Annotated in this window: 14 protein-coding genes; 5 read left to right on the top strand and 9 right to left on the bottom strand. The window is 31.6% G+C overall.

The genetic code is table 11. The annotated features are described in order from the left end of the window. Both ACUUYC_RS03295 and ACUUYC_RS03290 read right to left on the bottom strand, forming a co-directional pair. Entirely contained in the window at positions 1-225 is a 225-nt protein-coding gene (locus tag ACUUYC_RS03295) for a hypothetical protein (protein WP_474263813.1), read from the bottom strand. Between the two features lie 96 nt (positions 226-321). After that, entirely contained in the window at positions 322-2037 is a 1716-nt protein-coding gene (locus ACUUYC_RS03290; RefSeq protein ID WP_474263811.1) for a helix-turn-helix domain-containing protein, read from the bottom strand. A gap of 294 nt (positions 2038-2331) precedes the next feature. On the opposite strand from ACUUYC_RS03290, the gene ACUUYC_RS03285 reads away from it, so the two are divergent. From ACUUYC_RS03285 to ACUUYC_RS03265, 5 genes are all read left to right on the top strand, one after another. Continuing rightward, on the top strand, positions 2332-5103 hold the full coding sequence (locus ACUUYC_RS03285; RefSeq protein ID WP_474263809.1) for an outer membrane beta-barrel protein: 2772 nt from the start codon (positions 2332-2334) through the stop codon (positions 5101-5103). A 133-nt stretch (positions 5104-5236) separates the two neighbouring features. Next, complete coding sequence (locus ACUUYC_RS03280) at positions 5237-6178, top strand: ExbD/TolR family protein (RefSeq protein ID WP_474263807.1); 942 nt, start codon at positions 5237-5239, stop codon at positions 6176-6178. Further along, a complete protein-coding gene (locus ACUUYC_RS03275; protein ID WP_474263805.1) occupies positions 6171-6743 on the top strand; it encodes a hypothetical protein in 573 nt (190 codons plus the stop codon). Before ACUUYC_RS03280 ends, ACUUYC_RS03275 begins: the two co-directional genes overlap by 8 nt. 7 nt (positions 6744-6750) lie before the next feature. Further along, on the top strand, positions 6751-7641 hold the full coding sequence (locus ACUUYC_RS03270; protein WP_474263803.1) for an alpha/beta hydrolase: 891 nt from the start codon (positions 6751-6753) through the stop codon (positions 7639-7641). Positions 7642-7736: 95 nt separating this feature from the next. Continuing rightward, positions 7737-8633: a hypothetical protein gene (locus ACUUYC_RS03265; RefSeq protein ID WP_474263801.1), complete on the top strand. Its 897-nt coding sequence runs from the start codon at positions 7737-7739 to the stop codon at positions 8631-8633. A 115-nt stretch (positions 8634-8748) separates the two neighbouring features. Here ACUUYC_RS03265 and ACUUYC_RS03260 read toward each other — a convergent pair whose 3' ends face one another. From ACUUYC_RS03260 to ACUUYC_RS03230, 7 genes are all read right to left on the bottom strand, one after another. Continuing rightward, positions 8749-10185 (bottom strand): hypothetical protein, encoded by a 1437-nt coding sequence (locus tag ACUUYC_RS03260; RefSeq protein WP_474263799.1) that lies wholly within the window; start codon positions 10183-10185, stop codon positions 8749-8751. A gap of 168 nt (positions 10186-10353) precedes the next feature. Next, a complete protein-coding gene (locus ACUUYC_RS03255; RefSeq protein WP_474263797.1) occupies positions 10354-11073 on the bottom strand; it encodes a glycosyltransferase family 2 protein in 720 nt (239 codons plus the stop codon). A 263-nt stretch (positions 11074-11336) separates the two neighbouring features. Next, positions 11337-12173: a TPM domain-containing protein gene (locus tag ACUUYC_RS03250; protein ID WP_474263796.1), complete on the bottom strand. Its 837-nt coding sequence runs from the start codon at positions 12171-12173 to the stop codon at positions 11337-11339. Continuing rightward, complete coding sequence (locus tag ACUUYC_RS03245; RefSeq protein WP_474263794.1) at positions 12173-12613, bottom strand: TPM domain-containing protein; 441 nt, start codon at positions 12611-12613, stop codon at positions 12173-12175. The genes ACUUYC_RS03250 and ACUUYC_RS03245 overlap by 1 nt, the downstream gene beginning before the upstream one ends. A 17-nt stretch (positions 12614-12630) precedes the next feature. Next, a complete protein-coding gene (locus ACUUYC_RS03240) occupies positions 12631-13221 on the bottom strand; it encodes a LemA family protein (protein ID WP_474263792.1) in 591 nt (196 codons plus the stop codon). A 48-nt stretch (positions 13222-13269) separates the two neighbouring features. After that, positions 13270-13599, bottom strand: a complete 330-nt coding sequence (locus ACUUYC_RS03235; protein WP_474263789.1) for a MerR family transcriptional regulator — start codon at positions 13597-13599, stop codon at positions 13270-13272. Next, positions 13599-14573: a M23 family metallopeptidase gene (locus ACUUYC_RS03230; RefSeq protein ID WP_474263786.1), complete on the bottom strand. Its 975-nt coding sequence runs from the start codon at positions 14571-14573 to the stop codon at positions 13599-13601. Before ACUUYC_RS03230 ends, ACUUYC_RS03235 begins: the two co-directional genes overlap by 1 nt. Between the last annotated feature and the right edge of the window lie 52 nt (positions 14574-14625).

Raw genomic sequence — 14625 nt, 5'->3', positions numbered from 1 at the left:
TTATGGATGTGTTGGCGGTTCCATCATACATCGCATAGGATCTACGCTACAAGTATCATGACATTCTGTGTATACACAGGTATTTTGATTTTGTGTAGGGCCACAATAGTTTGTTGGTGGTGCAGTGTTGGTTTCATCATCAAGTGAATTTCCAGTTCCACCAGTTAACTTAAAAATATTCAAATTAGAGATAGAACATTTTTTTAATACAAGTTTTCTTTTCATAATATCAATGTTTTTATATGTGTTTTCAAATGTACTAGTTAAAGATTCATAGTAACAAAAGTACTAGTGCCCATTTATAAATTGATCACAAACAAATTATTCTGGGACAATTTCGACAGCTATATTTTTAATATAATAGGAAGGGTAAATTCCTGTATTCTTTTTAAAAGCTCTTGAGAATGATTTTGCGCTTTTAAAACCACATTCATTTGCTATAGACGCTATAGAATATGCTCTAAAACGTTTCTCGTTTTTCAATCGTTTCAGCGCATATGAGATTCGTAAATTTACCAAATACTCAGTATAACTCTGTTCTTTATGCGTATTAATAATTTTGGAAAGATAAGTTGTGTTTGTGCCTAATTCTTGCGCTAAAAACGACAATGTACAATCAGGATTTACAAACAATGTACTTTGTTCAAAACGTTCCAAAGCTTTCAAAATAGTTTCTGTTTGTGCTTCTGAAACATGTGTTGTAGCTGAATTTTTAGGGACCGAAATTTCTGTTTCTATCTTTGATAAATTAGCTAATGTTTGCTCAAAATTCTTTCGATTCAAACGTTCTTTTCGTTTAAAAAACACAAAACTGCCAATCAGGATCATCACTAAAAGTAATGCTAAAACAATCCAAACATTTTTCGTGTAAGAAGTCTGTTGTAATTCTCGTTGTAATTGTTGCGATTTCTCTTTTAACATTGGAAGATCATACTTTGTCTCCAATGTTCGTTGCAATGTGGCTCTTTTAGAATACGTGTTATTTGTGTAATCAATGGCGAGTTGTGCATACTGTAACGCTTTTTTCAAATCATTTTGCTGTTCGTAGCTTTCTGATAAAAGTGCATAAGTATTCGGATATACAAACAATTTGGAAGTATCTGCTAAATGCACAGCATTCTTCTGAAAATAATAAATGGCAGAATCTGATTTCTCTTGTGCTAAAAACACCATTCCTTTATAATGATATACAGATTTCAAGCGTTCATTCAAACTAATTTTAGTAGCTGTTGTTTCCGCTTTCGCTAGATATTTCAAAGCCTTGTCGTATTCTTTATTCGTAAAAGATGCAATTCCTAACAAATTTGTCAAATAAGTAATATCTTTTTGATTCTTTTCTGCCAAAGCGAGTTTTAACCCTTTTTCACCAAAGAATGAAGATGAATCTAGTAATATTTTCTTAGTAGGATCAAGTGAATACTTTTTAAAATACACATTACTCAAACTCTTTAAAATTGGAATCTTTACCGCATACGGAATCGCTGTTTTATCATACGTTTGCGCATACAAAGTACGATACTTTTGTAAAGCAACTTCTGTGTTATCAATCATAAAATACAACGCAGCAATCTTATGATTCACAGTAATCATTAATAATTCATCTTGATTTTTTTTTGCAAGATTCAATGCTTTCAAATAAAAGTCCGATGCAGTATTATAATCTTTCTCCTTATAATAAAAAATAAATCCTTTTCGTTCGTACGCTTTGCCCAATAACGATGGATTTTGTTCAGTTTTCGCTAATGAAATTGCAGCATCAACATAGGTAAATGCTTTCTTTGGAGTTCCATAAAATGTTTCATGCCTGGAAGCAGTCAAAAATGAAGAAACACGTTGCTCTAAAGTATTTGCTTTCAAAAGCATTTGATCAAGATAAACAATGGCTTCACTTGGGTTTGTATTCTTATGGGAATTATACTTTTCAGTCAATTGTTCAAAAGAATACGGAGCTAAACTGTCTGTTTGTATCGTATTTTCTTGTGAAAATAGATGTATAGAGAATACAAGATAGGTAACAACTGAAAATACAAATTTCATTATAAATTGATAAGAATTAATACATGTAGATGAAACACAAAAGTAACCAATAAAGGAAACCGAACTTAAAAAAGTATGGAAACTCTATTTATATGCGATCGTACATTTTAAAATATATTAAAATTAGCGAGGAGAGTACATAAAAAACTCACAAATATGCCAAAATGAATCTCTTTTTTTAATGTGTCTTCATATTTTAAGATTTAAAAAATATTTTTAAGATTATTTTAATAATAAATTATCATTTTTTCTGTTTGTTTGTGGAATAAACCGATTACCATCAATCAAAAAAAAATGAGCAAACCACTTATCACATTACTGATCGCTATGATCAGTTTATTTTCTGTACAACTTACCGCACAAGAATTTGAAATTAAAGGAAAAATTATTGACAACACTACAAAAACACCGTTAGAATCTGCTACTGTTTATGTGCAAACAATTAAAGATTCAACATTAATTACGTACACAATTAGCGATAACAAAGGACGTTTTGAATTGGCAGGACGAACGAAGCTTAAAGAAGTAAACTTATTTGTAACCTTCAATGGGTTTAAAGCTTATCATCAAAAAATAACAATTGATAAGCCAATAATTACCTTGCCAGAAATTGCAATGGAATTAGCTTCTGATGAACTAGATGCAGTACAAATTACTGCAATTAGAGCACCAATTACGGTGAAAAAAGATACGTTAGAATTTAATGCAGATTCTTTCAAAGCACGACCAGGAGCAACAGTGGAAGACTTAATCAAAAAGTTACCAGGAGTTGAAGTCGATAGTGATGGAAAAATAAAAGTCAATGGGAAAGAAGTAAACAAGATTTTGGTGAATGGAAAACCATTTTTCGGAAATGATCCAAACATTGCAACAAAAAACTTAACAAAAGAAATCGTAGATAAAATTCAAGTAACGACAACAAAAAGTGAGTCGGAAGAATTTACAGGTAAAAAAGGAACTTCTGAAGAACAAACCATAAATATTGAACTTAAGGAAGATCAAAACAAAGGTTTCTTTGGGCGAGCCACTGTAAGCGGCGGAACCGATGAACGCTATGCCATGAGTGGAATTGGAAACTATTTCAACGACAAACAACGTTTTAGTGTATTGGCAAGTAAAAACAATATCAATAGTTCTGGATTTAGTTTTGATGAAATTTATGATATGATGGGAAATGCTGGAGGCGGAATCTCATACAGTGATAATGGTTCATTTTCTATTGGAGGGCAGCGTTTTGGTGGCGGACAAGGAATTACAACATCTACTAATGGTGGAGCAAGTTTTGTAGATGAGTACAAAGATAAAACAGAAGTGACTGCTGATTACTTTTTCTCACGTGCCGATTCTGAAAATGAAAATAGAATTCAGCGTGAAAACATTCTGCCTGACGGACGTTTCTTTACGAACTCTAGAAGCACTTTTTTAAATAATAATGACAGCCATAGAGCAAATGCAGAACTACAATTTCAAATTGATTCTACGTTTAAAGTAGTAGTATCACCAAGCTTCCGATTTACAGAAGGAGAAAACTTTTCTTCTAGAAGTGAAGAATCCTTAGATGAAGATGGAACAATGTTAAACCGTGGAGATTCGCAAAACAGAACCGAATCTGAACGTCGTAATTTCTTGGGAGATATTGATATTATTAAAAAGTTTGGAAGCAAAGGTTCATATGTAAGTTTTAATGTAAATAATAATAGCGTCAATAATACATCTGAAAATTTCTTAAATACAACCAACGAAATATTTGGAACAACACCATCTACTGAAACCAGAGATCAATTAACAGATATTGAATCTAAAGAAAATAGATTTTCAGTAGATATTGAATACCGTATTCCGTTGAAAGAGAAATTATTTTTAGATCTAAACTATCGTTTTAGTAACGCAAGCGAACGTAGTGACAAGCGTGTATATGACTTTGACAATACAACGAATGAATACGACGACTTTAATCAAACATTAAGTTCAGACTTAAAAGTAAATTACCGAACACATACGCCAAAAATTGGAGTCAATTATGAAGGCGAAAAACTATACCTTAGTTTTAATACAGGATTACAACTTTCTGAATTAAAAAATGAGGAATTTATCCAAAACACTATTGTGAAATCAACATTCTCAGATATCAATATCAATAGTTACATGCGCTATCGTATCAAGCAAGGAATGAGTGTTTCGCTTAATTATAATACAAATAGTCAGTCACCAAGAGCACAGCAATTACAGCCAGTTGCAAATGTGAGTAATCCGTTAAACATTACAGTTGGTAACCCAAACTTAAATCGTGAATTTAATCATCGTATGTATGCAAACTTCAACAACTATGATTATAAAAGTAAAAGCGGTTTCTTTTTATGGTTTTCTGGAGGACTTACGAATGATAAAATTGTTCCAATTTCAACAACAGATGAAAATAGAATTAGAACGACTACCTATACAAATGTAGATGGTGTTCTTAGAGGAAGCGGAGGATTTTCATATAGTAAAACGATAAAACGTGATAGTACATCGATTCGTCTTAGAGCTGGATTGTATTCAAACTTCAACAAAGAATTCAATTTTAGTAATGGTGTGAAATTCTCAACCAAGCGAAATGCGTTGACGCCAAGTGTACGAATGACATATAATTATAGAGAATTGATAGAAATTGAACCACGCTATTCAGTCTCGTTCAATACAACTCGTTACAGTTTAGAAAATTTAAATAACGAAACGTTTCAACGACATAATGTAAGCTTAAAAACAACAACTTTTTGGCCAAAAAAGATAGTGTTTGGAAATGATTTACGTTACTCTTACCGAACCGATGTTGCACCAGGATTTGAGCGAAGTGCTTTGTTTTGGAACATGAGTTTAGGTGTGAAAATATTAAAAGACAAAGGAACTATAAAACTAACTGCATACGATTTACTAGATCAAAATATCAATACACGTAGAAGCGTTACAGCAGATTTTATTCAGGATTCTCAAAGTACAGTATTGCAACGTTACTTTATGTTAGGGTTTACCTATAAACTGAGTAAAGTAGGTGGGAAAAAAGGTGGCGTTCAGTTTTTTGATTAAGAATACTAAAAAATAATTTTCTTAAAAAGTCTTTGAATATTTTCAGAGACTTTTTTTATGGAATAGAGTTTGTATCTTAGAACCATAATGTAACCGAAAAAGAAAACAATCGTCAAATAAAAGTAATTAAAAAATGAAATATATAATACAGCGACTTGTTTGTATCATCTTTTTGATGAATTCTTCCATGATTTTTGCACAAGAATATACTTATGAGTTAGAAACAATGTATATGAATTGTATGTATAAATCGTTGAACGATAATGGAGCTGAATATAAAGCGATACTTCAAGAAGCAGAACAAAAACTTATAGACGAAAAATTATTGAAAGATACAAGTGGTAAGAGTTATATAGCACTTTATAAAAACATAAAAGAAGTTGGAAGCGGAGAATATCAAAGCTTAGGAGTTTTAGATTATATGACATCACGAATGATGAAAAACATAGATATGTTAGTATATTTTGAATGTGAGAAAGAATTTATGGAGCATCCAAAACGCTTAGCGTCCAAAATGAATAAATTTACTACAGTAATAGAATCTATAAATATTGAGAAAATAGAAGGTTCAGTACTAGAAAGTATTTTATCAGGATTTATGAATGAGAATGACTTTGAACATGATTTTTATAAACACATTACTTTTTTACTTATAGATGCATTTAAAGTGTCAAAATTTGAAAATAAAAATATGAATAGAAGTTTGCCAAAAAAAGAAGCGCAAACATTCACAGAAGAAGAACTCAAACGTGCTTTAAAAGTAGAAATTGATTCAGAAAGTAGCCTTTTTGTAAATGACAAAAAGACAACTCTAGAAGAGTTGCAAAAGAAGGTGATTAGCTATTTAAAGCAAAACAAATCAAAGAGTGTAATTTTGATAAAAAACAGTAAAGAAACGAGCTATAAAGCTTTTTTAGATATGCAAAATGAAATTGTTGCTGGGTTTGAAATCGTAAGAAATGAATTGGCTAAAGAAAAATTCAATCGTACATTTGATGAGTTGAAAGAAGCTGAAAAATTAGAAATCAAAAATATATATCCATTAAAAATTAAAGACTTAGAAACAGATGAATAATATCTATAAAACAAGTATTTACGCTCTTATCTTATTCATTACTTGCGTAAGTTTTGCACAAAACAAAAAATATGAATTAGAAAACACCTACATGAATTGCATGTACGGTATATATGAAGATGAAGGTGTAAAGTTAAAAGAACTCATTAAAAAAGCAGAACAATCGCTTATTCAAGGGAAAATACTAAAAGATGCAAGTGGAGAAAGCTACTTAGCACTTTACAAAAATATTGAAAAAGTAATTGAAGGAGATGTGCCAAATTTTGAAATCAGTGATCATGTTATTCAAGGAATGAGTAACAACAAAAAAATAAAAGAATACATGGGTTGTATGCAAGGAATCATGCAATCTCCGAACTTTAAAGATTCAAAATTGAGTGTATTTATCAAATTGTCTAGTTCTGGGGATAATAATCCAACAATAACAAGCCTAGTCAGTAAAATGCTGCTAATCTTTGAAGCAAAAGATTTTGAGCAAGATTTTTACAAATACCTTACATTTTCACTCTTAGATAAATTTAACCCAAAAGCAAATCCATCAAAAGGTAAAAAAGAAAAACCATAGTTGTTGAATGAAAAAAAAGATACTCTATTTCTTCATAACACTTATTGTTATTCTCGGAATTGCTACGTATATACTAACCATTCATGTAGCTCCATATGCGATTATGCAGCCGCAACGAATCAACTTAGCGAGCACACCACAATCATTAGGTTTACAAAGTGAAAAACTTTCAATTGAAGTAGCAGATAGTATTGTGTTAAAGGGTTATTGGGTACAATCTAGTACAGAAGAAACAAAAGGAATCATGATTCTCATTCATGGAATTGGTGGTTGTAAAGAACACTTTTTAGGTTTGGCAGGAAACTTAGCCAACAACGGAATTGCATCTATTGTATTCGATGGAAGAGCGCATGGAGAAAGCAGCGGAAAATACTGTACATACGGTTACTATGAAAAGCAAGATATCTCTAAAATTGTTGATTTCATAAAAAAGAAAAACCCAACACTTCCTGTTGGAATCTGGGGAAACTCACTTGGTGGCGCTATTGCAATTCAGGCGTTAGAACATGATAAACGTATTGAATTTGGCATCATAGAAAGTACATTTACGGAGTTAGATCAAATTGTGTATGATTACCAAAAGAAAATGTGCAAAGGTATTGGTGTTCGTTTCATTACAAATACTGCGTTGCAAGAAGCTGGAAAAATTGCTAAGTTCAATCCTGATGAAGTAAAACCAATTCGTTCTATTGCTAACATTCAACAACCGATATTCATTGCGCATGGTGACAATGACGAAAACATAAATTATACATACGGAGAACAACTCTATAAAAATGCAGCTTCTCCACAAAAAGAATTTGTATTAGTAAAAGACGCAGGACATTTTGATGTATACGCTAAAGGCGGAAAAGACTATGAAAACAAACTGCTAAATTTTATCAATAAGCAATTGTAAGTCTTGACTTTTTTGACTCTTTTGTGGCAAGATAAAAATAAGCATTACTAAAAAGTTCCTGCATAACTTCGTATCTTTAAGAAAATACATTGCTCATGAAACCAATACGCTTACTCATTATTTTCCTTAGTTCAATTTCAATCGTTACAGCACAATCAAACAGTGTGAATTTTGAAGATGAATACATAAAATGTTATGACACAACATTTTCTGATAACGGAGAGGCATTACGTGGATTTATTCAACAATCAGAAAAAGTACTTTCAGATGCTAATGTGTTTAAAGGAATAAGTAGCAAAAGTTATCAATACTTTCTAAACAATAGTGGAACATACACTAGTATAGAATATTCTAAATTAGGATTTATAAACTTTATGTTAGGGCAACTGAGTGCGAGCAATTTTGATATGGAGAAATTCAAATCATGTACAGCAGTTTTAGAAGCGCATGAAGGATACAAAAACTCTAAAATGTATCAAGTAGAAGAAACGTTAGAGCAAATCAAAACAGCAAACAACGTACAAGATGTTACAAGTAAGATTGCAAAAATACTAACCTTAAACGATCTTGATCATGAATACTATAGATTACGAATTCTTAACTTCTTAGAAATAAACGGAAGAAAGAATTTAAAACCACCAAATGAAAAAGTAGTACTCAGTGAAGAAATATTAAAAACTTCCTTGCAAATTCATATCAAAGCACAAGATGAAATCATCATCAATAACAAAGAAGTTTCGTTTGGAGAATTAGTACAAGAAACTAAAAAATACATTCAAGAAAGTACATCGAACACATTAATTGCATTGAAAACGGAAGACAACATTTCAAAGCAATTTATAACGGCAATCAAAAAAGAGATATCTAAAATTATCTACACATTTCGAAATGAAATTGCCATGAAAAAGTATCAACGTTCGTTTGAAGAATTGACAAAAGCTGAACAAGAAGAAATTCAAAAAAAATACCCAGAAAAAATCGTGCAGATTTAATTTCATCAACTATAGCGTTATAGTTGTTAAAAAAATAAACAGAAGTATAAGTACACAAAAAAACACTTATTTTAGGATGATACTTATACAGATATGCGCAATCTTTCTCGATCAATCATAACATGTTTTCGTTAGTTATTTTTTTAGTCCATTTTTCTCCTGTTCCATCAAATTGTCCTATTGTAATATGCTTAATAGGGTAATTTGGTAAAGTTTTAACTTCATAATTTTCACCAATCTTTTTTATGTTTTTCCATGAAAAATCATGATTATCAAAACCATATTCAATACTATCTTTTGGTAAATCTTCTTGGTTTCTAGGGAAAATGCGAAGAAAAAAAGGTTTGTCTATATCTATCTTACTTGAAGCCTCTAATACAAGTACTCCTTTTTCAAAAGAATAGAAACATTTTATCTCTTCTGTAAGAACTATTTCTGAGAAAAGAGGATTCTCTTTTGGTGGATAATTTTTAAACTTATTTAAATAAAAAGGAATTACTGGAGTCCATTCATCTGCTGTAACATTGAGATTTAAATTCTCGAAAATTTCTTTCTGAAAATTTCCTCTCGCAGTTCTTGGGTCTGCTTTATAAGTTTTATATAAAAAATTCAAACAAATAAAACCAACCATAATACTACTGAAAACAAATACATACTTTTTCGAAATTTTTAACTGTTTTATGGCTAGCAGTAATAGTTCTGAAAATGAAAGCACAACAAGTGGAAATAAGGGAAGTAAAATTCTTCCTGTGATATTTGGACGATCTGAAAATTTTGAAGCAATAAAAAACATCAAAAAAGTCAAGAGCGTAATAAAAGTGATTTTGGCTGATTTGGGTTTCTTAATAAAGAAAAACAAGAAAACCAGTATAATAATAGCATAAAAGATTTGTATACCATGCTGCCCTAATGTTGGTATAAAATCAGAAAAGGAATTTAAATAGTATCCCATAGTTGCGACTGCAAATGGTTCTTCTGATCCATACAAGGGCTTTCCGGTACTAGTGGTTACAAATAAGTTATAAAGCAGCCACGAGTAACCTAAAAGTAACAGAAAAAGATCAATAAAAGTTTTTTGTATAAACGCGAATACTTTGAATCTAATTTCAAAGAATAAATAGTAAATGGAAACAGCAGCGACTAAAGGGATTAAACCTGTAAAAGCGAAAGTTGCAAGAAGTAAGATGTAAAAACTCCTTATGATATTTTTAAAACTTTGATCCTTCTGAATAAAATGATGTAAAAAAATAAGCACTAAACAGGATGCCATTCCATATCCTCTTGCTTGTGAAAAAAAGTCAGGGATTAAGAAGTGGTAAAATGCTAAAAGTGAAAATGCTAGCACTTTTATGGATAAAAATATTCTTGACTTAGAAATTCTAATTGAATACACTAAATATAAAACCAAGAATAAAATATTTGGTAGGCGAATAAAAAACTCTCTATATGGGAACAAGAAACTTGAAAAATATATTAATAAAGAATTTAATGGATGATTATTGGCAAGATCAAATGCTAAAAAATTAGGCTTTGACTTTGTGCTGTAATACATGTATGTATACGCTTCATCGTATGTAATATCTGATGTTAAAGCAAATGTAATAGTGTAAATTAATAATCCTAATGAAACAATTAATACAAAATAATCTGCTTTATCAACAGGTTTTAAATCACCAATAATTTTTGAACTCCATGCTTTTATTCGTGCCGTGATCATATATTATCTTTTAAAAAGGCCATATTTTAGAATACAGTAAATTGCCCGAAAACCATCTTTCCAACCAATTTTTTTACCTTCTTCATAAGTTCTTCCAAAATAAGAAATTCCAACTTCATATATTCTAATATTTGGAATCCTTGATATCTTAGCAGTAACCTCAGGTTCAAAACCAAATCTTTTTTCTTTCAGCTTAATACTTTGAATGGTTTCTGTTCGGAATAGTTTATAACATGTTTCCATATCAGTTAAGTTCAGATTGGTAAACATATTAGATAGAAATGTTAAAAACTTATTGCCGATAGTGTGCCAAAAGAAAAGCACTCTATGAGGATTGCTCCCTACAAATCTTGAACCATATACAACATCTGCAACTCCAATTAAAACGGGCTTCAATAAATCATTGTATTCAACAGGAGTATATTCTAAATCAGCATCCTGTATTATCAAATATTCTCCAGTAGCATTTTTTATTCCAGTATGAAGTGCTGCACCTTTTCCTTTGTTTTTTGAATGTTCAAAATACTGAATATTTAAGTCTTCATTTTTTGAAATATAAGTTTCAACCGCTCCTTTAGTATTGTCTGTTGAATAATCATTAACGATAATGATTTCTTTTTCAATATCATTCACTAATTGAACTTGCTTAATTTTCTCTAAAATTAAATGAATTGTAGCAGCTTCATTATAAGCAGGAATTATTATAGAAAGCTTTTTTATCATTGATGTATAGCTATTATTTTTTATGACACGCAATGGTTTATATATGAAAAGGAGTGAACTTTATACACTAAACTTTTCAAGTTAATCCTAACTATAAATTTAAAAAAACAACTTCAAATGAAGTATTTGAGTTGCTATTTTTATAGGATATATTATGCGTGACTAGCGCAGTAAATATAATCAAATATAATGATTAGCGTTCTTTTTTAAGAAGTATTAGTTAGCTAGGTAAAAGTTTATTTTGGTAACTGATTTTATGGAAACTACCAGCTTCCACCAGCGCCACCACCACTAAATCCGCCGCCGCCGAATCCGCCGCCACCACTGAATCCACCACCGCCAGACCCAAATCCGCCGCCGCCGCTACTACTGCCAGAACCAAATCCGCCACGACCCATATTACTCAAAATAATAATATCCATTAAATCGCCTCCTGCATTACGTCGTCCACCACGATGGTTTCCGCCGCCGCCATTACGTTTGTTATTTGCTAAAATAGAGATGAGAACTATGAAAAAGATGATTAAAAAGATAATCACAGCTACTGGAATACCTTCACCATTGCCAGATCGTTTTCGTGTATTTTCAAATTCGCCGTTCAGTACTTCAATAATACTATCAATTCCAACATTTAATCCACTTGGATAGTCATTGCGTTTAAAATGCGGAATAATTCTATTTCGAACAATCTGTCCTGTAATTCCTGCGGTTAATTTATTTTCGGCTCCATATCCTGGAGAAATCCATATTTTACGTTCTTTCTTAGCCAAAAGAATAATAACACCATTATCTTTTTTCTCTTGTCCAATTCCCCATTTATGTCCCCATTTTGGAGTTAACATACCAATGCTTTCTCCCTTAAGTGTTTCTATCACTACAATAACTACTTGTGTAGAAGTACTATCGGCATAGCGATTGAGTTTTGATTCTAAAAAAGCTTTATCTCCTTTCGAAAGTAATTTAGCATAATCATAGACAAATTTTTGATCTGCATCACTAGGTTTTGGAGGGATTTTATATTGCGCATTAGCAACATTCAAGAAGAATATTCCTAAAATAAAAAAGATTGATTTTATATATGTTTTAGCAATCGTGTGCATTAGCCTTTAGAAATTTCGTTTGGTAGTTCGTCTTCATGTGTGTCAACATCCCAAGGGAAATGCTTCTGTAATTCCAATCCAGCATGTAATACACCTTCAATGAGTCCTTGTTTAAAATTTCCTTGTGAAAAATAATGATGCATCGTATCGCGTGTTGCATCCCAAAAATTGGCAGGAACAACGTTATTAATTCCTTCATCACCATAAATAACAAATGATTTGTCATCAACGGCAACATAAATTAATACACCATTTTGCAAACGAGTATTGTCCATCTTAAGCAAGTGAAATACTTCCAAAGCACGATCAAAATGATCCATATCGGTATGGGTTTCGATATGAACCCTGATCTCGCCAGAAGTACTTCGCTCTGCTTTTCTGATAGCAGCTATGATTTCTTGTTCTTCTTTTGCAGAAAGGAAATCTTCTACTTTAGACATATATTATTGTGAGTTACTTAGTTAAAATCTAAATCTACATCAGGAGCTTTTTCTGTACCTGGATCTCCTTTAAACTTTGCCATTTCGCCAAATCCAAATACACCTGCAAACATATTGTTTGGAAAGGTTTTGATGTTTTTGTTAAAATCATTTGCAGCATCATTAAAACGTTTTCTTGAAGTACGGACAGAGTTTTCAGTACTTGCCAACTCGTCTTGTAACTTTAAGAAATTTTCGTTTGCTTTTAGGTCAGGATAGCGTTCTACAGTAACCAATAAGCGCGATAAAGCACCTGATAGTCCTGATTGCGCTTGTTGAAATTTTGCCATGTTTTCTGGCGTTAAATCATCAACATTAATTTCTGTTTTTGTTGCTTCTGATCTAGCTTTGATAACAGCTTCAAGTGTTGTGCGTTCAAAATCAGCAGCACCTTTTACAGTTTTGACTAAATTTCCAATCAGATCACTTCTACGTTGGTATTCAGTTTCTACATTAGACCAAGCCGTTTTTGCATCTTCATTTAATACAACCATTCCATTGTATTTAGTGTATGAGAGAATTGCAACTATGGCAAGAATGACTAAAACAATTATTGTTTTTTTACTCATAATTATTCGGGATTATTTATTAGTATACTATTGTATTTGGTTCAAACGTTACAGATTGTCCTTGATTTTCACAAGTTCAGCTCTAATATGCTGTAATTTACGAATAATCTCAAAATTGGAAAGTGTTTTTTTCTTTTCCTCTTTCAAATGAACTTTTGCGCCGTCAAGTGTAAAGCCGCGTTCTTTTACCAAGTGGTAAATAAGTTCTAAATTTTTAATATCTTCTGGTGTAAATTTACGATTTCCTTTCGCATTCTTTTTTGGTTGAATTACATCAAATTCCTTTTCCCAAAAGCGAATCAAAGAAGTATTTACGTCAAAAGCCTTGGCAACCTCGCCAATACTGTAGTATAATTTTTCTGGTAAATCAATATGCATTAGTCGAGCGATTGATTTTGTTTAGCAGCATTTTCTAATAACTCTTCAAATTCTTTTGCGGATAAGTTTCCGTAATAGAAATTGATTGGATTTATTTTTTCACCATTTTTGCGAATTTCATAATGTAAATGCGGTGCTTGTGAACGTCCTGTGCTTCCCACAAAACCAATTAAATCACCACGTTTTACTTTTTTTCCTTTACGAACATTATACTTGCTCATGTGTGCATACAGAGAAACATAACCATATCCATGATCAATACGAATGTGTTTTCCAAAGCCAGAAGCAGAATTATCAGCTCTGACAACGATACCATCTCCAGAAGCATAAATAGGCGTTCCTCTTGGTGCTGTAAAATCCATTCCCCAATGCATCTTCCGAGCTTTCGTAAATGGATCATTTCTAAACCCGTAACCAGAAGCCATTCGAGTCAAATCTTCATTGTTTACAGGTTGAATAGCTGGAATAGACGCTAAAAACTCTTCTTTATCTTCTGCTAATTTGGCAATTTCATCCAACGACTTAGACTGAACAACCATTTGCTTTTGTAAAATTTCTAACCGCTTTGTCGTTTCAATAATTAAATCAGAATTTTCATAATTATATAAAGCTTCATAACGATTTACACCACCAAAACCTGCTTTTCGTTGTTCTTCCGGAATTGGATTTGCTTCAAAATATAATCTGTAAATATTATTATCGCGTTCTTCAATATTAGCAAGTACAGCTTCAGCCTGTGTTACTTTCTTATTTAGCAAATCGTATTGAAACTTCAAATTTGCCAATTCGCGTTGTAACACCTTTTCTTTAGGCGTTTCCAAAGCTGTATTGAAAATAATAGTTAGTAGAAAAAACGAGCATAAAACAACTGCAGAAATAAACAAAATAGCGAACCCAATTTTGCGTCCACGCTTGGTTTCAATCTTTCGATATGACAGTGTTTCTGAATCGTAATAATATTTTACCTTACTCATTCCTTAAATTATTCTATTTTTGCACAGATTATTCATGAACTAATATCATGAA

The sequence above is a fragment of the Kordia sp. E genome, from assembly GCF_056033805.1.
Note: the sequence above shows the minus strand (reverse complement) of the source record. Positions and strands in the feature narration are given on the sequence as shown.